Genomic DNA, 18,645 nt, shown 5'->3' on the forward strand with positions numbered 1-18,645 from the left:
GAATAAACCCCTCATTTCGAACAACAATAGTCAACACTTTAATTCTGAAAGTGCTTCTCCAAAATGATATGTCGCAAAGACAGGCTCTATGACTAAAGTAACGCAGAAATAAGGAAGAATTAATTCGTATAGATCATGGAGACAACACCGTTCGTAAAGGTAACATAGTTATAATTACCATACTGCCAGGTCTCCACTTGAATGCCACTACCTGATAGTGTAGATTTACTTATTGGCTTACCCCAACTAAACTCCACTTGCTGCTTGGTCATCCCAGTAGCAACTATGCTCTTTTTAATCTTAGTCCAAATCGCATCCGACCACTTATAGGTCTTAAATGGATCCGTTGTTAAGAAATATTCTTTATTTCCTAATGTACGGATCAACTCATCTCCTGACATTTTATAAGAGTTAAGAATTTGCCCCGTCGATAAAACCTTAAATGAAATGGCGAATTCACCTTCATAATCAGGTAGAATATCTACAATAGTGACTTTTTGGAACTTATAATCGGAGTCGAATTGATTGAGCCAATATGTTTTTCCAATGAACTTAACGAGGTCTCCTTGTTCTTCCTTCTTAAAAATCTGCGCGGTTTGTTTCGTATAGGCGAACAACTCTGCTTTGCCGAAGTAGATCTCCATCGTCTGATAATTTCCATCCCAAATTAACTCTGCTGACAGTGCAGTCTTTAAAAGCGTGGCAGGAAAAACTGTAGATCCGTCGATCTTTTGCACTTTACCACTCATTTTGACCTTCGCACCATTCACCATTGCAATATCGCTTCCGAGTTGAAGCTGTATTGGCAAATCACCTAGACGAATGCTAAAGGTTTTAGTTGCTGTATTAACTTGGACTGTTGCTCCCAACGTTTGAAAAACCGATTGAACCGGCAAATACATTGTTCCATTAACAAATGCACCTTGATCAATATCATGGTCCGCACTGATCGAAACTTTTATTGTTTTGGTATCTGATCCTGAAATGACCGTTACGTTCGTTTCTCCTACCGCTAAGGCTTTCATTGTGCCATCGGCTTGCTTTTGCAGCAAATAAGGTTTTTCAATTACGACATTTGCTTGAGCTAACGGGACGCGTTCGGATATGCCATCGGCATCTTTAGCATAGATTTGTACCGGAACATTATCCCCAACAGTGATTTCCGTAGCATCCATCTGAAATATCAAATCTTCAACCTGCTGATTGCCTTCATTGTATGATGACGAAACTGAACTGGCACTCCGTAAAATACTACCTTGATCGTAATCGACGTTACGCGTATCTGCCGCCTTCACTGTATGTATTGGACCCAACATAGATACTGCTAACGCTGCAGTGATGCTCCATTTAATAGCTTTCATTTTCCTTACATCCCCCTCTAAATATATAAACCTTAATTACTGTATCACAATTCCACAATTTTACTAGAGAAAAATTTACAGAAATATTTTTTTGTATTTCTAGTGAATTTACTCCGTGATAATTACAGGGTCTTCCATTATAATCATGGATTAGGAGGTGTTAGCCAGTGGAGATAATAGCCGACAGATACTGGAACTTAATCCTTTGTCTCACAAATATGAAAACTCCGCACCAGATGCCAAACAAATTAAAGAGAACTTCCTGTCGATTCTGACTCAGACTACCAGCGATCCGCGTGAGCATTATGATTTAGCAGTATGTACTAAGCAAAATAGAACACCCATAGGTAACGTAAGTATAAAGTTAAATTAGGAAGAGATCAGAGAATGGGAGATTGGCTGGGTCCTACTGCCGGAATACTGGAAAATGGGCTATGCGACTGAAGCCGTCAAAACACTGATAGGTTACGCCTTTAGCTCTCTTAATGCCCATAGAGTCGTTGCATATGCCAATGCAGAGAATCTTCAATCTGAAAAAGTTATGATTAGAGCAGGAATGATTAGAGATGGAATCCTCAGAGAGACTAGATTTTGCAATCAACAATGGTGTGACGAGTTCATTTACTCTGCTCTAGAAAAGGAGGCTACATTAAATTGACAACAATCAAAGTTTTAAATGAAGGTTATGTAAGATTAGTAGATCATATGGGCTCAGATTTAACGGTTGCTAACGCTGCGCGTGTATCTTATGCTAAACAATCTTTTGAGCTTAGTGATCGGGATATTAAACTAATAAAATTCCTTGCCCGTGAAGGACATACCTCTCCTTTCCGCCATGCCATCACTCAATTTGAGGTTTATGCCCCATTAATGGTTGCGAGACAGTGGTGGAAATACGTAGTCGGTTCTGCTCATTACGAAGGTACTGGGGATAGCTTGGAAGCCTGGAACGAATCCAGCAGAAGATACATTACAGAAGAACCCGTCTTTTATCAACCTGCTGCGGGAGAATGGAGATCCAAACCAGAGAATTCCAAACAAGGCAGTGGCGACATCATTGCATGGGAGCTTGGTGAAAAATACACCCGCGAGCTTCAAGAATACACCGAGTTAGGATTATCTAAGTATGAAGCAGCTTTAGCAGATGGCATATGTGCTGAACAAGCAAGACTGTTTCTACCTGCTTATGGATTATTCGTTCGTTGGTACTGGACAGCTTCAGTTCAATCTGTAGCTCATTTTTTAAATCAAAGACTGGAGCATGACGCTCAGAAAGAAATTCAGGAGTATGCAAAAGCAATTTTATCGCTGATTGAGCCACTATTCCCTGTCTCTTTTGATCAGCTGCTGACTACCGGCTCTGTAGATTAATCTTATTTCCTTATATAAAAAAAGAGCCGCCAAACCTTTGGCGGCTTCTCCCTTTCTACACTACCAACCCTCGTATAACTTCAACCTCGTCCCTACTGACTTCAACGAACCCGAGTGATGTATATAAATTCGAAGCACGTTCGTTCTCGATCCGATGGCCAATAACGATTTTGTCGCAATGATGTTCTGCTTTAATATAACGAATTAAGGTATCCATACCCGTTCTGCCTAAACCCCTGTTCTGGTATCTCTGGTCAATCATAAAAGCCATAATCCAATAACTTCCGTCCTCAGGATCTACGCTATACACAGAGAAACCTACCAATTCTTCATCTGCGTATAAAGCGAGCGGGGTCATACCACAATAAGCTGCTTCTGCTAACCAATAGACCACCGGTACAGGAAAAATAGCCTTTTGCTCATCCGATACTTCTAATTGAGTACAAGCGTACCAGTTTTTTTCAGTGATATCCTTCAGCACTATATGTGGTTGAAAGCCGGTTCGTAATCGGTCACAAACTCTTTCTAATTTCAGTTTAAGCTGTTGCGCCCAATCCGGGAAAATAGAATCATCCGAATTCTCCATACACCGAAGTAATCTAGCAAAACTGTATAAGTCTGCAAATCTTTGAAATTCAGGTATCAACTTAATATACTCATCATCTAGCTGCTTAACCGATCTATATCCACTAATAAAATGGTCAATGTTTCTTCTACTTTTATCATCATCCGATTCCGTCAGGTCTCTTAACGCCGATGTAATATCCATCGCAAACCAGTGATACATAGAGTCATCAAAATCGATGGCACTGTAGCGGGATTCTTCTTGCATATAAAAGATATTATCCATCTCAAAATCATAATGTACGAGCCCAGTATGCCCCACTCCAAAAGGGAGCTCTGATAACCAAGCTTCAATCCGCTCATATTCCTTAAGCGCCTTATGCTCCTCAGGATGCCTGCTCAATACGGAATAAATAAAATTCAATGAATCGACCCAGCTTTTGCGATAAGGCGTGCTCGGTGCATAGGTTTCCGAAAAATTATGCAGACGTGCAAGCGATTGGCCCCATTGATAAAAATGAGGTTCCTTCATCTCATCAAGTGAAACATATTCACCCTGGGCATGTTCAAAAACTACCCCGTGGTATCGCCCGTGATTCGTTAACAACGTTTCAATCCAATTGCCAGACTTAGAACGCACAGGAGCGACGGTCTCATAACCTTGCTCTAATAAATACATCATAAAATCCAGCTCTGCCTGGATATTGTCTGCAGAATTATCCTCTTCATGAGTAAACCTTAAATAAAAGCGTTTACCATTCCACTGAAAGGTATAAATAAAATTGCTACTGGCCCTTACCATCTTTAAAGTTCCAGGCTCATGATTCCAATACTTAATCATTTCTTTAGCAGGAAGATCGTTCTCCGTTCCCCGCACCATGTTCATTAAAGTCATCATTGTCCGATAGTGCCTCCTGCTTCATGACGGATTTGATTCTGGGTTCCCCATTAACATTATCGGTAAATTATTCTATTAAATCAAGGGAATTTAATAGGCTCTATTATTTCTGGAAGAAAAAAGTATTCAGCTTAGGCTTCAGTTTGTCATACTTGATTTCAAACTCAGCATGATCTCCGATAGCATGAGAAATCTGCACACTTATCCCCAGCGTATTCTCCGTCAAGTACCATCTTATATCCGCTTCACTAGTATCTGCGTGCTGAAGTGAAGTCAGCCATTCCTCATCTGATCTTTCAGTAAGAATATTCTTTTGCTCAATAATATCGGATTGAAGTTCACTTTCCTTCAGCTCCTTCAAAAATTCCGCATCGATGGTCACGATATCAGTTAATTGTAGGGGTTCAAATTTCTTCATATCAATATTTATAGTATCAAAAATATCTACAGGATAAGCAGCACCTTCAACATAACTGTATCCTGAAAACTGAATACTTAGTAAGCCCTCATTTTCTAATGATACAGAATAATCCATATCTAAACTAAAGGTCTCTTTTTCCTCCGGAGAGTAATTATCCAAATAACTATAAGCACGTTCCTTGATCATTTCATTTAACTTCTCTTGTTCATTCGGTTTTCCAAAAATAGATATTTGCGGATAGTTAATATTAATTTGTTCATTGTAAGTATATAACTCCGGAGATAATTCATAAGAAATGCTGTGTTGATTTTCGATTAGCTTAGTTTCGTTTATGTGGTTTTCAAGTGTCGGCTCCTTGTTTTCACAAGCTGTTACAGCACACATTACTACAGCAAGAATTATGGATAACATGGTGGTTTTCTTAATATTAATGCTCCTTCCATCAAAATTGAATTATGATTTGAGCTACAGCGCTTTTGTTCTCCCACCATCTCTAATGTATTGCCCCTTTTTAATAATTGAAGTTGGTGATAGATCTAACCTTTTACTTATTTCCTCAAAATCTATATTTTCATCACGAACTATAAAAGAAAAACTCCCTTTCATTTAGCTTTCCCTATCATATCTATAGCATTTTATAAAAAAAACACTTTTCTAATTAGGACTATATAATTCACTGTGCCGGAGCAAATCCCCTTAGGCTTTGATAGTTTGAAGGTCTCTGCGGACACTTAACACCGCATCTCAAAAAATTGATCTGTGAACGTGAACAAATTCCCGACAAAGCGACTCATCGTCCTCTATCCAGTCATATTTCAGAATAAGCGGAGCAGGCACAACAGTCTCCAGTTGCTCTACAATCTCTCGGACATCATCATTCTGGAACATGACACCCAAAGAATCGGGCGAAACGGTCAACCTCAAACGTTCGACAACTGCAGCGTAGTCAAAAGTCTCCGGCTCCATTTCATATTCTTCTAGAACATCACCTCCAGCATATCTGTCCAGTATTTCCCCATTCTGATAAATGAATATTTCCAACACTTCTTCATCAAAGTATCCTATAGCAAGTACAAGGGAAGAGATCAAGTTAGACAAAGATCTGGCGCTTTCACCAATCGTTTCCCAGTTGAATTTCTCCCCCAGTACTGTTGTCCAGCCTTGGGACTGCCCGATGTAGTAGCTTCCTTTAGGTCTTAGCCGTTTCAAGCTCTTCAGCACGGCTTCCTTATCGTTGGTAAACACGTGGAGATTAGCAAATGAAGTTCCCATTATTCAACCACCTAACAAATGAATTCCCCGCCGGTCAAATTTACGTATAAATTACCGCCAGGGAAGGGCTGGTATCAACGTAACTTTCCTCCGGTTGGTATATCCATTTCACTTCGCCATCCGGAGCAATGGCATATAACTGGCTAGAAAGACACCAATACATAACCCCATCCTGATCTATGACAGGGGGACGGTGCCCTTCTCCTTGACCCATCCGTTTCTCCCACAACAACTCTCCATCAGGACTAAAAGCATAAAGTTTGGAATTCACATTTTGACCAACATATATGATTCCTTCACGGGAAATAACCGGATCGCACCAAAATATGGACGAGCACTTGTAAACCCATCTTATGGTTCCATCCGCGTCAAAAGCATAGAGTCTCCCAATAATTTGTGACTCATCTTCATATGTACACAGGTAAATATGGTTTGCCGTATTGATGATTAAGCTCGAAATCACCCTGCCCCACAGCTAAAATGGCTCTCCCTTGTTCATCCACTGTAAACGGGCTTAATCCATATGAAAAATCCGGCCGCCCCGAGTCAACAACTCGCTTCAAAACTGAAAGCGATGTTGGAGCTCTGAATCGGGATTGTCTGGTCCAATTCGCATCAATGGGATGAATGGCTAATGGACGATAGCTACCTTGTTGAAAACCGCCTATTCCTTCGTTGTTATTATAATCGACCATAGTTTGCCCATCCTTTGTTATATAAGTTAAGGGATACAAATTGGATATCTTGTATTTCTTAAGCCTAATTAAAATCTTAGCTAGGCTGGTTTGGTCAAACAAGTTTATCCGAGCCGGACCAGTTAAGGTCGAATTTCCCCGAGTCTTTGGACACATTGAATTCGTCGTAGCGATATCGTGTGATATACTCACATTAATGAATCACCATCATAAATTCAACGTAAAAAGCGAAAAACTGCTCTCTATAACATAGGTTAGTTGTGTTGATGGTTGAACGAAGGGTTCATTCGGCATTGGGTACTGGGGTGGGCTATAACTAATAAAAGAAACCACATGGATTCACATGTGGTTCTAACTTAATTATTTAAAAAATTAATCAATCCCAAAACACTAATCAATCTTCAATGGCTCAATTACACCGGATCTCAGGGGAATCTGAGGAATAGAATAAATGTATTCTATACAGTTATTTCGTAGGCAAATGCAATCATTTTGACTTTAGTTGCATTTTATACAACTAAAAACACGAGAAGCCACCACTAAGGCTGTAAATCAAGAAAATAGCTGTACAAAATACACTTATATCCATCGGCTTGAGGGATTCGAGAAATATAGTTGTACGAATTACAATTAAATGCTTCTACGTATTGCTCCCCGTGACTTTCTATACAGATAGATTGTGCATAGATCCTTATAGCTCTGCTCTCTTTACTTTATTGGGGCTATACTCCCACACCTGCAGCCCCGCTCCGATCATTCCACATAAATTACCATGATAGGCCGCTTCAATACGAACATTTTCCAGCATCGATGGCATTACTCTGCTCTTTACTTCTCTTCTAATGCCTTCAAATAAAAGTTCGCCTGCTTCAGCCACTCCACCGCCAATGACGATGACTTTAGGGTTAAAAATATGGATTAATGAAGCGAGCGCGGATCCGAGCGCAGCAATCGTGTCTTCCATTAACTCTGTAGCCAGAGAGTCACCCGCCCTCCATCTCGCTAACACTTCCCGTGAGTCTACGTTCTCTGGAGACTGGTTATGTAATAAAAGCTTGTCGCGCATGCGACGTGCGATACTTGTGCCTGAAGCATACTGCTCCAAGCAGCCTTTTCCACCACAAACGCATGCAGGACCTTTGAAATCTACGGACATATGGCCTAACTCTCCAGCCCCACCCCAAGAACCATGAACAAGATGGCCGTCTACGACTATCGCTCCACCCACGCCCGTACCAAGGGCAAGACAGATAAAGTCTTTTACCTCTTTGCCTGAGCCTAAATATTTCTCTGTTAATGCTAATACATTCACGTCATTATCAACGATTACTGGAAGTTGAAACTGTGTCTGAAGCAAATCCTTCAAAGCTGTGCCAGCATAGCCAGGGATAAGCTCCGAAGCGGAGCGGACACGCCCCGCCTCCCAATCCATTTGCCCTGCTGATCCTACGCCAATTCCTTGGAGCTGAATTCCCGCTTGTTGTGCTGTTATTTCATCCATTAATGTCTGAATTGCTAGTATAATGCGATCCATTGTTTTCGTCTGTCCAGCCAATGTGCTTAGGCTTACAGTATGTAAAACGCCCCCTTGTGAAGAGACGAGTCCGGCATTAATTTTCGTGCCGCCAATATCTACTCCGATCGCATATTCTATATGAGGATCATATCCTTCCACCGCGGACTCACCTCCGTCAGTCATCGACATTGCTCACGGCCTTAACATATCTCGAAGTGATTAATTGTGGCCTAGTAATTGCACTTCCTACAACAACATATGATGCCCCTGCATTCTTAGCTTTTGCTGCGTCTTCCGGTGTCCATATACGTCCTTCCGCAACAACAGGAATGTTCACAGATCCGCTTAATTGTTGAATTAAGACAAGGTCCGGTCCTTCCTGCTGTGTACTGTATGGGGTGTAGCCTGAAAGCGTGGTACCGATAAAATCCACACCTAATTTCTCGGCGGCAAGCCCTTCCTCAAATGTCGAAATATCCGCCATAACCAGCACACCTCTCAGATGTGCATATTCTATTAATGGCTTTACTGACTCTAAGCGTTCTTCCCGATTCGTTACATCAAGCGCAATAATCTCTGCTTTTGCAGAAACAATCGCCTTCACTTCATCTAAGGTTGGTGTTATAAATATGGCTGATCCGGGTATATCCCGTTTAATAAGTCCAATGACCGGTACATTTACTTCTTTTTTGATAGCTACAATATCTGGAACACCATTTGTCCGGATTCCTATAGCTCCTGATTGAACCGCTGCTCTTGCCATTTTAGCCATTGTATCCCCACCATGAAGCGGCTCATGCTCAAGTGCCTGACAGGAAACAATCAGACCTTTCACCGGAAAGATATCACTTATTCGAGTCATTATTAACCCTATCCCTTCGCTTCAAGAATATAGTCTAATATTCTATTGTTCAGAGCTTCTACCCGCTCCTGATCGGAATCCTTAATCGGTAAAAGTGGCATCCTTGGCTGACCTGTTTCAAATCCGCGCACACTAAGGATCGCTTTACACGCACCATATAATGAAGGAAAGGATAGCAATTCAACAATGAGCTCATTGATGATGAACTGCCATTTCTGCGCCTCAGCCATCTCTCCTTGCACATAACATTGTTCCACCTTTAGGAATAACTCGGGCATCACCCCATAAGTTCCACCAATCCCGCCATCTGCCCCAATACTGCGGCCCGCCAAATACTGCTCATCAGGTCCATTTAAGACTAGAAAATCCTTCCCGCCTGCGGCTTTAAATTGCTGAAGCTCAAACGTGCTCTCCGCCGAAATTTTCACCCCGATTACTTTATCCTGAGCTGCCATCTTAATCAGCAAGCTTTTCGATAATTGAAAGCCTGTAGTTTGCGGGATGTGATAGATAATAAATGGAAGCGCCGTACTATCAATAATCGCCTGCCAATGACTTTCAACACTGTCCGGTGACAGACGATAATAAATCGCTGGAACAGCCGATACTGCGTGTGCGCCAACTTTCTCAGCATGGATAGCAAGTTCAACACTGTCTCTTGTAGATGGAGCACCCACGTGAGCAATGATTGTAAGCTCTTTTCCAACCTCTGCTATAACTGCCTCGAGCATTTGTTTGCGTTCTTCTACAGATTGCAGCATACCTTCGCCAGAGCTTCCGCCAACATAAAGACCTTTAACTCCTGTAGAAGCATAATGACGAGCTAATTTCCGGGCTGCTTCTTTATCGATTTCCCCCTCAGCATCATAACTGGAGTACATAGCAATAATAATGCCTTTAAAGGATTGAAGATCATATGATTTCATAAATTATAGCCTCCGTCGTTTAATTCATTGCTATTAATTTTCGTTGTTATAAGAATAATTAGCCTTTTACAGCCCCCATAGTAATCCCTTGGGTAAAGGCTTTTTGGAACATTAGAAAAATTGCAATCATAGGAATAGAGGCTAACGCAGCACCTGCCATAAGCAGTCCATAGTTTGTTGTGAATTCACCCCGAAGAGTCGCTACCCCAAGTGGCAATGTCATCATTGAAGTCGATCTGGTCATGATCAGCTGACTGAAATAATCATTCCAAGAAGTGATGAAGGTAAAGATGGCCAGTGCCCCTATTGCAGGTTTTAACAAAGGTAAAATGATGGTGCCGAACAAACGAATCTCAGAGCTGCCATCTATTTTGGCTGCTTCAATCAATTCTCCTGGAATGGTCTGCGCGAACTGCTTCATTAGGAAGACTCCAAATGGCCAGCCAATCGCCGGTAAAATAAGCCCTTTATACGTATTGACCCAACCAAAATCTGCAAGCATCGTAAACAGCGGGACAAGAATAACTTGCTTAGGCAATGCCATTGCGGCAACAAACATCGTAAAAATAATCCCTCGGCCAGGAAAAGACTTTTTGGCAAGCACATATCCAGCACAGGAAGAAACGATACAAATCGCTGCCATTTCACAAAAAGCAATGATGAAACTATTAAACATCCAGCGCTCAACGGGATTCTTAAATAACTCGGTCCAGTTTTGCAGAGTCGGCTTAGCCGGAAACCATTCCGGGGGGATCGTTGTTGCTACAGTCTGAAGCTTAAATGCCCCTGAAACCACCCAATAAAAAGGGAAGATAAAAAACAACGTTGCCAGAATCAACAGGATGGTGGCTAATATTTTTGGAATCGTCAATTCTTTTTTCCATCTGCTTACTTTCTTAGATTGGCCAATAGGTGCTCTCAGTTCTAACGGATTCGTAGAATTCATGATGTCCCCTCCTTAATACTCAACATCACTGCCAAAGTATTTAAATTGAATGATAGAAATGATCCCGATCACAATCGCAAGGATGACACCCATCGCCGAGGCATATCCAAAATGACCGAGCATAAAGGCTTGTTCGTAAACGCCATACATTACAGTCGATGTGCTATACACAGGTCCACCCGAGGTGAGCAGCTGAATTAGCGCAAAACATTGAAAGGTGTTGATCGTGGTAATCACGATAATATATAAGTTCGTTGGCATTAGCATTGGCCATAATATTTTTCGGAAAATCTGCCAAGGCGTCGCTCGATCAATCTCAGCTGCTTCTATGTAAGAAGTAGGAATGTTCCCAATAGATGCCACATATAAAATGATCGGCTGCCCTACAGAGGTCGTTATCAGAACCACGATAATTGCAAGCAGTGCAGTCCTCGTATCTCCTAACCAGGATATAGGCTCCATTCCCAAAAAGCTGGTCAAATAATTTAGAATCCCATAGTTCGGATGATAGATCCAGCCCCAAACGACTGTGATACTTACAACCGAGGATACAGCCGGCAAATAGAACACTCCGCGGAAAAACGATCTGGCAAACTCTTTTTTCTTATAAATATTCATAGAGATAAATAACGAGAAAATAATAACGATGGGTACGGTGATGAGTACAAGCAATAATGTATTTCCCATCGACTTCCTGAAGTTATCATCTTTTATTAAGGAGATATAATTATCGAGGCCAATAAAGCTGAAATCTCTCAACGAATAATCGAAGAAACTAATATAGACCCCTTTCACCATCGGATAAGCTACAAAAAGCAGGAAAAACCCAAATGCCGGCACTAAAAAGAGATAACTCATCATCCAGTCGCGAATCACATAACCTTTTATTTTGCGAACCGTTGTCCCCACAGTCCTTCCCCATTTCTTCGATGATTTAAAAAGAAAAGAGTGCTTCCCGCACTCTATTCTTTTGGACACCATTCACTTTTTTTATTTCATTGCAGCCTTTGCTTTTGTAATCGCTTCGTTTGCTTTTGCAGCAAAGCTGTCCAAAGCTTCTTTACCGGTTGCGCCTCCAGTTAAAGCACGTTGTAATTCAGGGAACCAGAAAGTACGAATATCAGCATATCCATCGGCAATGGTAGGTGCATCTGTTGTGAATTTACGAGCATACTCAGCGTATTTGTACTCTGCATCATCATAGAGGCCTGTAATCGAATTACGAACAGACAGACCACCTGTTTGAATCAAGTTTTTCTTACCCCATACAGGGTCATTAGCGATAAAATCAATCAGCTTCTTAGAAGCTGCAATCTTGGCATCATCACCATTATTGAATACAGCCATACCACCGAGGTAAGGTTCAAGCTTAGGTTCCGATCCATCTAAAGTAGGGAAAGGAAGCAGAACATCTTCGAATTCAACCATTTTTTTAGATACGTTCTGAGCTTTAAGTACTGCAGAATAGTTGAGTGTAAAGGCTAATTTTCCTTGTAAAAATAAGTCGTTCACGTCAGCAGCCGCAAGGGAAGCCGCACCAGAAACGCTAAGTTTATCTTTTGTAGCTTGAACGATCCAATCCAACGCTTTCGCAGCATTATCAGTATTGATCGCGACTGCGGAATTATCTTCATTTAGAAATCTGGATACACCTAAGTTAGCAAGATATGCGCGAGTTCCTTGATCTCCAGCTTGGCTCTTCGCGAAGAATCCGGTAGGGATAACATCAGGTGCTTTTTCTTTAACAGCTTCCAGCGCTTTCTTATATTCTTCAAACGTCCAAGTTCGGTCTTCCTTATCCAGAGGAAGCAAATCTAGCGCGCCAATCTTCTCAAAAACGGTCTTGTTTACCGCCATCATAAAAGGAGCTGTATTGATCGGGTACATAAAGATCTCATCTCCAACACTAGACTGCTTCCAAAAGGCTTCCGAAATATCATTTTTCACTTCATCGGTCACCATATCATTAAGAGGTGCTAATAAGTCCTTTTTACCCCAGTCAATAATCCGTCCAGGAGCATCATAAATTACATCAGGTGCGGTATTCGAAGCAATCGCCACATTCAGTTTTTCAGGGCCGCCTTCAAAGGTGATCATCTCAAGGTTGACTTTAATTTCCGGATTCTTCTCATTAAAAGCTGCAATGATTTCCTTCTCATATTTGCCAACTTCACCATCTAAAGCTTGAAAGCTCGGAAAATTCCACCATGTTATTTCTGCTGGTTTAGCAGCAGTCTCAGTGGCCGCGGGCTCACTCTTATCAGTATTATTACTTGGTTCATTGGCGGAATTCGCTGTATTCGTATTTCCGCATGCAACTAACTGTGTACCTAAAAGTGCGACACCAACAATGCTCATTAGCCCTTTTTTCATTGCTCTCATGTGCTACCCCCTATTATTTTTGTGGAATAAAATACTTTATCATTCCTTGCGCTAATCATAAATCAATTATAAATTTAGGAGAATCCCACTCCTTTTACATTTAGGGTCGTATTCTGACCTATACCTTCTTTCAGTCCCTCTTCAATGTTATAATACATTACATATTTCACCTATAATTATTTTAATTTTTAGCTTATAACTTACATTTGATGGTATCGATGTTGAATAATCCACTATAAATCTAGTCTTCCGGAGGGATTTCATGTACAAGCTTATGATTGTAGAGGATGAACCGTTAATACGGACGGGATTAAAACATTACTTTTCGTGGCAGGAGCTTGGTGTTCAGAGTATTGTTGAAGCGGAGAATGGAAAAGAAGGCTTCGTTACCGCACTGCGTGAGCAGCCAGATTTAGTGATCACTGATATTCGCATGCCCGAAATGGATGGTCTTCAGATGATCGAAGAGCTTCGCCAATTCCTTCCTGATACTTTGTTTATCATTTTGACGGGATTTAATGATTTCGAATACGCTCAACGAGCCATCAAACTTGGGAGTGTACATGCTTTTTTGCTCAAACCTTTGGAATATGAAGAAAGTCTAACCGTGATTCAAGAATGCATGAACAAGCTGCAACTTAAACAACAAGAACAAAGAAAACGTTCTACTCTGGAAGGCTCACAACTTATAAAGCTACTACTGGAAGAAGAACAACCTGCAATGGACACTAATTTAATCGCTGAATTATGTAGTTTCAAAAGTAAACATTATTTGTATCTCCCTTTTGTTTTGGCAGGTTTCCTTATCAGAGAAACTCCTTCACAATCCACCTTGTGGATGAGAGAACAGGCTACTAAGTTTATACATCTTGCTACGGAGGCCTATCTCCCGGCAGATCTGCCAAGATCTATTTTTACATATTCTGCTAAATCCAAACTATACGGGCTAATAGTCATGGGATCACAGACTGCAACGAGCACTATCCCTTTTGAGACACAAGTACTTACTGAACTCGATCAGCATTTGAACAAGCTTACACTAGAACATCATTTTGCCCTTTATCTTGCTATAGGCACAGTAACGAACGAACTATCTCAAATCACTTCATTACTTCACGAGTCTGAAAAGCTGTTATATCAGCGCTTCTATCAGAAAGAGCGCAATATATTCCATATCTCATCCATAAAGGCTGGCGCCACAGCTACTAAACCAACACTTATTCAACTAGATGACAACGATAAGAAACGAATAATCTCCTGCATCGAAAACGCCAATAAACAAGAGATATTGCAATTAACGCAACGATTGGCACAAGATATTTTGCATAAAACAGATGGCTCTTCTACTGATCTATGGCTTGCGTATTTACAAGAAATTATAAGTGTCATTATCCGCTTCGCTAATAAAAATCAGATTCATATGGATGGTGTGTACAGCGATAAACTCTTAAACCTCACTTTTGTAGAGGATTTCCACTCCCTTGAGGTCATGTTCGAGTGGCTGGGGAATTGGATGGTTCATTTGGGAAACATTTATACCGAAGGTCTGACGGATAACCATCAGCAGGATGTGATTATCTTTGAACATATTAAATCCTTCATTAGAGCTAATATTGATCAAGATATTACTCTACAAATGGTAGCGGATCGATTCTTCTATAACCCTTCTTATTTAAGTCGTCTGTTCAAAAGAAAACTCGATAAGAACTATATGCGATTTGTAACCGAAATCCGTATGGAATACGCGCAGGAATGCTTAAAAAAACCGGAGATTCTGGTGACCGATGTCTGCACAATGTGTGGTTACAAAAGCTATAAGCATTTCGTTAAAACGTTCCGGATTTTTACCAACATGACCCCATCAGACTATAGAAAACAATCGGGGTGGTAAGCAAAATGATGCAAATTAACCAGCCAAAAAAACGTTATCGGATGCGGCATGTCAATCGGCAGATTTTTGTGCTGATGATCCTGACCATTACCATTCCTTTGCTGATTATATCCGCGATTATCTATATTTTTTCAAATCAAGCCGTCAAAAATGAATATCAAAGCAGCTCTAATCTCATCCTTAATAATCTTTCTTTCAACATCGACCAGTATCTGCAAAGTATTGAAAAAGGGACCCTTAATGCCCAAGTAGATAGTCAATTACAAACCGCCCTCGAGCATTGGACTATCAACAAAGATAATATCGGGAATGATCTAAGTATTCAGTATGGAAACACGATTGAACAGTTCATCAGCGGGATTGAAATGACGATTAAAAATGTCGACAGTGTGCAGATTTTCGCGGGGTCACGTGTATTCTACTCCGCCAATTTCAATCGTGCGGATTATGATGTGAAGGACTACACCCAAGAGGATTGGTATTTACAGACGCAACAAAAAAAGGGTGGTGTAATCCTATTTGGAAGTCATCTCCCCTTCTATCGCACCAATTCTAAACAATCCGTCATCTCCATCGCCAGAGTCATTAATAAAAAAGGAAGCAAGCAGCCCTTAGGTGTCATGTTAATTGATATCCGGCTGGATTCATTACGTGAAATCTTAAAGCTGTCCGAGAATAGCAAGCGGAAATTCATTATTTTAGACGATAAAGGAGGCAACGTTTATAGCTCAGATTCATTGGAGACGAGTCCTTTAGAGCCTATCCCCATCGACAAACAGGCGCTTAATACTTTTATGAAAAACGACGCCGGAAGCTTATATGGTACTTTTGATGACAAGAATTCGTATATTAATTTTGTTACTTCTCCTTACTCCAACTGGAAGGTCATTCAATATATTGATGAAAAAGAGATGACTAAGCAGGCTTCTTTTCTTGGCAAAATCATTTTAACCTTAGCGCTCTTATCGCTTGTCACTGCACTCTTATTTATGTATATCCTCTCGGAACGCGTAACCAAACCTATTATTCTGTTAAGCCGGAAGGTGAAGCTGGTGGGGATGGGTAATTTCGATGTGGATTTGTACAGTAACCGCCAAGATGAATTTGGGGTTCTATATAATGGAATTCGTAAAATGGTAAAAGATTTGCAAAACTATATTGAGCGATCATCGATGGCCAAGGCTCAACAAAAGGTAGCCCAGTATGGTGCGCTCAAAAGCCAAATCAATCCTCATTTTCTGGCAAATGTCCTTGAATCAATTCAAATGAAAGCCATCATCAATGGGCAAAGAGAGATTGGCGAGATGGTGGGAATCGTGGGCAGATTGTTTCGGATTCATATTCAGACTGGGAAAATCACCGTTACCCTGCGCGAAGAACTTGAGCATGTCCGGCTATATGTGAAAATTCAGCAGTTACGTTTTGGGGATAAATTACAGTATATGGAACAGCTAGATCCGCAATGCGAGATCGTTAAGGTCATGCACTTCTCCTTGCAGCCCATCGTAGAGAATGCTATCGTACACGGCCTAGAAAGTCGCAGTGAACCAGGTCTGCTTGAGGTATCCTCGGTGATATCGGGGGATGATATGCTGATTATCGTTAAAGATAACGGCATTGGCATCGAGGAAGAGAAACTTAAACAGCTTCGTTTCCGTCTCTCTCAACCCTCAGATACCTTAGATGAGGAACATATTGGCATTAAAAATGTTCATGATCGTATTCAATTTCATTTTGGCGAAAAATATGGAATTGAAATTTCCAGTCACGTAGGGGAAGGAACGACAGTGATCATCCGTCTTCCCGCGTAATCCTAGACATTTTGCTCAGTAATGCCTAATTCAGGATCAAAGGTAAGCATTTTCGTCGCTATTTTATCAATAAAAAACCGATCATGACTAACTGTTACTACAGCGCCAGGAAAATGAATCAACGCCTGCTCCATCACCTGAATACTAGTTAAATCCAAATGGTTAGTGGGCTCATCTAAAATAATGACAGCAGCTCCGGAGAGAAGGCATTTCGCTAAAGCCACTCTGGCCTGCTGTCCACCTGAAAGGCTGCCAATCGTTTTACTCAGATCCATTTCCGAGAATTGCAGCATCGATAGAAATTTATTCACCTTTTTCCGCGGTGCGTCCAGTCCCAGTCCATAAACATTTACGGCATGGCTGACAGTATCTTTATGATCCAGCTCATCCCACATCTGATTAAAGTACGCATAGCTGACCCCGCGTTCCCAAGTCACTTCCCCCGATTCCGGTGCTTCTTGTCCAGTCAGTACTTTGATGAGTGTCGACTTTCCGCTGCCGTTCGGACCCACGATTGCTATCCGGTCTTCCTTTTGAATATCGAAGCTAATGTTCTGGAAGATGGAGCGGCCATCATAACTTTGTCCAACCCGCTTCACTTCCCCCAGCTTGTCAGGAAAACGTAAATTACTATAGATATCAGTGATTAATACGTTAACAGGATGAGGTTCCACTCGTTTTTTCATATCCGTTAGCTTACGCGAAAGACGATCCTTAGAGGACTTCTTACTACCGCGGTTTTCAATGGCCTCAGACTCCATAAGGAGAAGTTCTTCTTCCCACTCAAATTGCCGATCGAGCACTTTTTTGCGCATCTTCTTTTTACGAACGTAATCGGTATAATTCCCTTCATATTCCTGGAAATGATAGTTCTCGATTTCTATCGTCCGCGTGACCACTCTGTCAATAAATTGCCGATCATGAGAGACCAGAAGCATCGCCCCATTGAAACGGTGCAGCCACTGCTCCAACCATACGATCCCTTCCATATCCAAAAAGTTAGTAGGCTCATCGAGCAATACAACATCAGGCCCTTCAATTAAGACTTTAGCCAGTGCCGCGCGGTTCCTCCAGCCTCCGGATAACTCCTCTACAGGTTGATGCCGCGATCTCTCATCGAATCCTAATTTAGTCAGCACCGTATTGATTTCCACAGATACATTCCAGCCATCCAAATGCTCCATTTGTCCAAAAAGCTCAGCTTGGCGCTCTAAAAGTACATTCATCTGGACATCATCCGACACCTGCCCAAGCTGTTCTCCTATTTGGTTAAGCTCCTGTTCAATGCGTGCTACCTCTTCGAAGCAAAGTTCTAACTCTTGTTGTACAGACAAAGACCCGGAAAGCTCCGAGAATTGAGAGAAGTAGCTGATCTTCACATTGGGATCTAATTCTACTTTTCCTGCCGTTGGCTCCTCTTTTCCCATTATTAGCTTAAAAACAGTAGATTTACCTGCTCCATTTCGTCCGATTAAGCCAATACGTTCACCCTTGCTCACACGAAAATAAATATCTCGAAAGATCAATGTATTCTCATATTTCTTAGTTACGTTCTCCATTCGGATTACGCTCAAGTCTATCACTCCTAGTTCGTATAGATCAGAATTCATCGTTGAATACCCAAAAAGCTATTATAGCACTAATTAAAAAAAGGACTTTATAATCATATTATTACTTATATTTATTTCCGATATATGTATTTATATTAATATAAATTTATAAATACATA

General features: G+C 41.2%; 16 protein-coding genes. 3 read left to right on the forward strand and 13 right to left on the reverse strand.

Annotated elements, in window-relative coordinates; genetic code table 11:
* Positions 1-119: 119 nt before the first annotated feature.
* Entirely contained in the window at positions 120-1,361 is a 1,242-nt protein-coding gene (locus NST45_RS14250) for a stalk domain-containing protein (protein WP_094901776.1), read from the reverse strand.
* Positions 1,362-2,015: 654 nt separating this feature from the next.
* On the opposite strand from NST45_RS14250, the gene thyX reads away from it, so the two are divergent.
* The gene (gene thyX / locus NST45_RS14255; protein ID WP_038570515.1) at positions 2,016-2,732 is read left to right on the forward strand and encodes an FAD-dependent thymidylate synthase; all 717 of its coding nucleotides are present in this window, start codon (positions 2,016-2,018) and stop codon (positions 2,730-2,732) included.
* A gap of 55 nt (positions 2,733-2,787) precedes the next feature.
* Here thyX and NST45_RS14260 read toward each other — a convergent pair whose 3' ends face one another.
* From NST45_RS14260 to NST45_RS14310, 11 genes are all read right to left on the reverse strand, one after another.
* Positions 2,788-4,194 carry a GNAT family N-acetyltransferase gene (locus tag NST45_RS14260; protein ID WP_339825996.1) on the reverse strand — a complete coding sequence of 469 codons (1,407 nt, stop codon included), beginning with the start codon at positions 4,192-4,194 and terminating at the stop codon, positions 2,788-2,790.
* 103 nt (positions 4,195-4,297) lie between these two features.
* A complete protein-coding gene (locus tag NST45_RS14265; RefSeq protein WP_339825999.1) occupies positions 4,298-5,026 on the reverse strand; it encodes a DUF4163 domain-containing protein in 729 nt (242 codons plus the stop codon).
* A 333-nt stretch (positions 5,027-5,359) separates the two neighbouring features.
* The gene (locus tag NST45_RS14270; protein ID WP_339826002.1) at positions 5,360-5,887 is read right to left on the reverse strand and encodes a hypothetical protein; all 528 of its coding nucleotides are present in this window, start codon (positions 5,885-5,887) and stop codon (positions 5,360-5,362) included.
* 40 nt (positions 5,888-5,927) lie between these two features.
* Positions 5,928-6,350, reverse strand: a complete 423-nt coding sequence (locus NST45_RS14275) for a PQQ-binding-like beta-propeller repeat protein (RefSeq protein WP_339826005.1) — start codon at positions 6,348-6,350, stop codon at positions 5,928-5,930.
* Positions 6,295-6,582, reverse strand: a complete 288-nt coding sequence (locus tag NST45_RS14280) for a hypothetical protein (RefSeq protein ID WP_036686365.1) — start codon at positions 6,580-6,582, stop codon at positions 6,295-6,297. The genes NST45_RS14275 and NST45_RS14280 overlap by 56 nt, the downstream gene beginning before the upstream one ends.
* 691 nt (positions 6,583-7,273) lie before the next feature.
* A complete protein-coding gene (locus tag NST45_RS14285) occupies positions 7,274-8,281 on the reverse strand; it encodes an ROK family protein (RefSeq protein ID WP_051491453.1) in 1,008 nt (335 codons plus the stop codon).
* Entirely contained in the window at positions 8,274-8,960 is a 687-nt protein-coding gene (locus NST45_RS14290) for an N-acetylmannosamine-6-phosphate 2-epimerase (RefSeq protein ID WP_339826009.1), read from the reverse strand. Before NST45_RS14290 ends, NST45_RS14285 begins: the two co-directional genes overlap by 8 nt.
* An 8-nt stretch (positions 8,961-8,968) precedes the next feature.
* The gene (locus NST45_RS14295) at positions 8,969-9,886 is read right to left on the reverse strand and encodes a dihydrodipicolinate synthase family protein (RefSeq protein WP_076179035.1); all 918 of its coding nucleotides are present in this window, start codon (positions 9,884-9,886) and stop codon (positions 8,969-8,971) included.
* Positions 9,887-9,944: 58 nt separating this feature from the next.
* Entirely contained in the window at positions 9,945-10,832 is an 888-nt protein-coding gene (locus tag NST45_RS14300; protein WP_076101717.1) for a carbohydrate ABC transporter permease, read from the reverse strand.
* A 12-nt stretch (positions 10,833-10,844) separates the two neighbouring features.
* Positions 10,845-11,693, reverse strand: coding sequence for a sugar ABC transporter permease (locus NST45_RS14305; RefSeq protein WP_052097471.1), 849 nt, complete (start codon positions 11,691-11,693; stop codon positions 10,845-10,847).
* Between the two features lie 129 nt (positions 11,694-11,822).
* The gene (locus NST45_RS14310; protein WP_036686361.1) at positions 11,823-13,214 is read right to left on the reverse strand and encodes an extracellular solute-binding protein; all 1,392 of its coding nucleotides are present in this window, start codon (positions 13,212-13,214) and stop codon (positions 11,823-11,825) included.
* A 262-nt stretch (positions 13,215-13,476) separates the two neighbouring features.
* Between NST45_RS14310 and NST45_RS14315 the strand changes: the two genes are divergently transcribed.
* Positions 13,477-15,105, forward strand: a complete 1,629-nt coding sequence (locus NST45_RS14315; protein WP_076104300.1) for a response regulator — start codon at positions 13,477-13,479, stop codon at positions 15,103-15,105.
* A 5-nt stretch (positions 15,106-15,110) separates the two neighbouring features.
* Positions 15,111-16,916: a sensor histidine kinase gene (locus tag NST45_RS14320; RefSeq protein WP_339826014.1), complete on the forward strand. Its 1,806-nt coding sequence runs from the start codon at positions 15,111-15,113 to the stop codon at positions 16,914-16,916.
* Positions 16,917-16,918: 2 nt separating this feature from the next.
* Here NST45_RS14320 and NST45_RS14325 read toward each other — a convergent pair whose 3' ends face one another.
* A complete protein-coding gene (locus tag NST45_RS14325) occupies positions 16,919-18,490 on the reverse strand; it encodes an ABC-F family ATP-binding cassette domain-containing protein (RefSeq protein ID WP_076104302.1) in 1,572 nt (523 codons plus the stop codon).
* Positions 18,491-18,645: the final 155 nt, after the last annotated feature.

It is taken from the genome of Paenibacillus sp. FSL R7-0163 (assembly GCF_037969975.1).
Taxonomy (GTDB): Bacteria; Bacillota; Bacilli; order Paenibacillales; family Paenibacillaceae; genus Paenibacillus_AQ; species Paenibacillus_AQ odorifer.

Excerpts from the sequence above, each read along its gene's own strand:
- NST45_RS14250 (WP_094901776.1), bottom strand. The coding sequence starts at position 1,361 with ATGAAAGCTATTAAATGGAGCATCACTGCAGCGTTAGCAGTATCTATG.
- NST45_RS14260 (WP_339825996.1), bottom strand. The coding sequence starts at position 4,194 with ATGATGACTTTAATGAACATGGTGCGGGGAACGGAGAACGATCTTCCT.
- NST45_RS14265 (WP_339825999.1), bottom strand. The coding sequence starts at position 5,026 with ATGTTATCCATAATTCTTGCTGTAGTAATGTGTGCTGTAACAGCTTGT.
- NST45_RS14270 (WP_339826002.1), bottom strand. The coding sequence starts at position 5,887 with ATGGGAACTTCATTTGCTAATCTCCACGTGTTTACCAACGATAAGGAA.
- NST45_RS14280 (WP_036686365.1), bottom strand. The coding sequence starts at position 6,582 with ATGGTCGATTATAATAACAACGAAGGAATAGGCGGTTTTCAACAAGGT.
- NST45_RS14285 (WP_051491453.1), bottom strand. The coding sequence starts at position 8,281 with ATGACTGACGGAGGTGAGTCCGCGGTGGAAGGATATGATCCTCATATA.
- NST45_RS14290 (WP_339826009.1), bottom strand. The coding sequence starts at position 8,960 with ATGACTCGAATAAGTGATATCTTTCCGGTGAAAGGTCTGATTGTTTCC.
- NST45_RS14295 (WP_076179035.1), bottom strand. The coding sequence starts at position 9,886 with ATGAAATCATATGATCTTCAATCCTTTAAAGGCATTATTATTGCTATG.
- NST45_RS14300 (WP_076101717.1), bottom strand. The coding sequence starts at position 10,832 with ATGAATTCTACGAATCCGTTAGAACTGAGAGCACCTATTGGCCAATCT.
- NST45_RS14305 (WP_052097471.1), bottom strand. The coding sequence starts at position 11,693 with ATGATGAGTTATCTCTTTTTAGTGCCGGCATTTGGGTTTTTCCTGCTT.
- NST45_RS14310 (WP_036686361.1), bottom strand. The coding sequence starts at position 13,214 with ATGAGAGCAATGAAAAAAGGGCTAATGAGCATTGTTGGTGTCGCACTT.
- NST45_RS14315 (WP_076104300.1), top strand. The coding sequence starts at position 13,477 with ATGTACAAGCTTATGATTGTAGAGGATGAACCGTTAATACGGACGGGA.
- NST45_RS14320 (WP_339826014.1), top strand. The coding sequence starts at position 15,111 with ATGATGCAAATTAACCAGCCAAAAAAACGTTATCGGATGCGGCATGTC.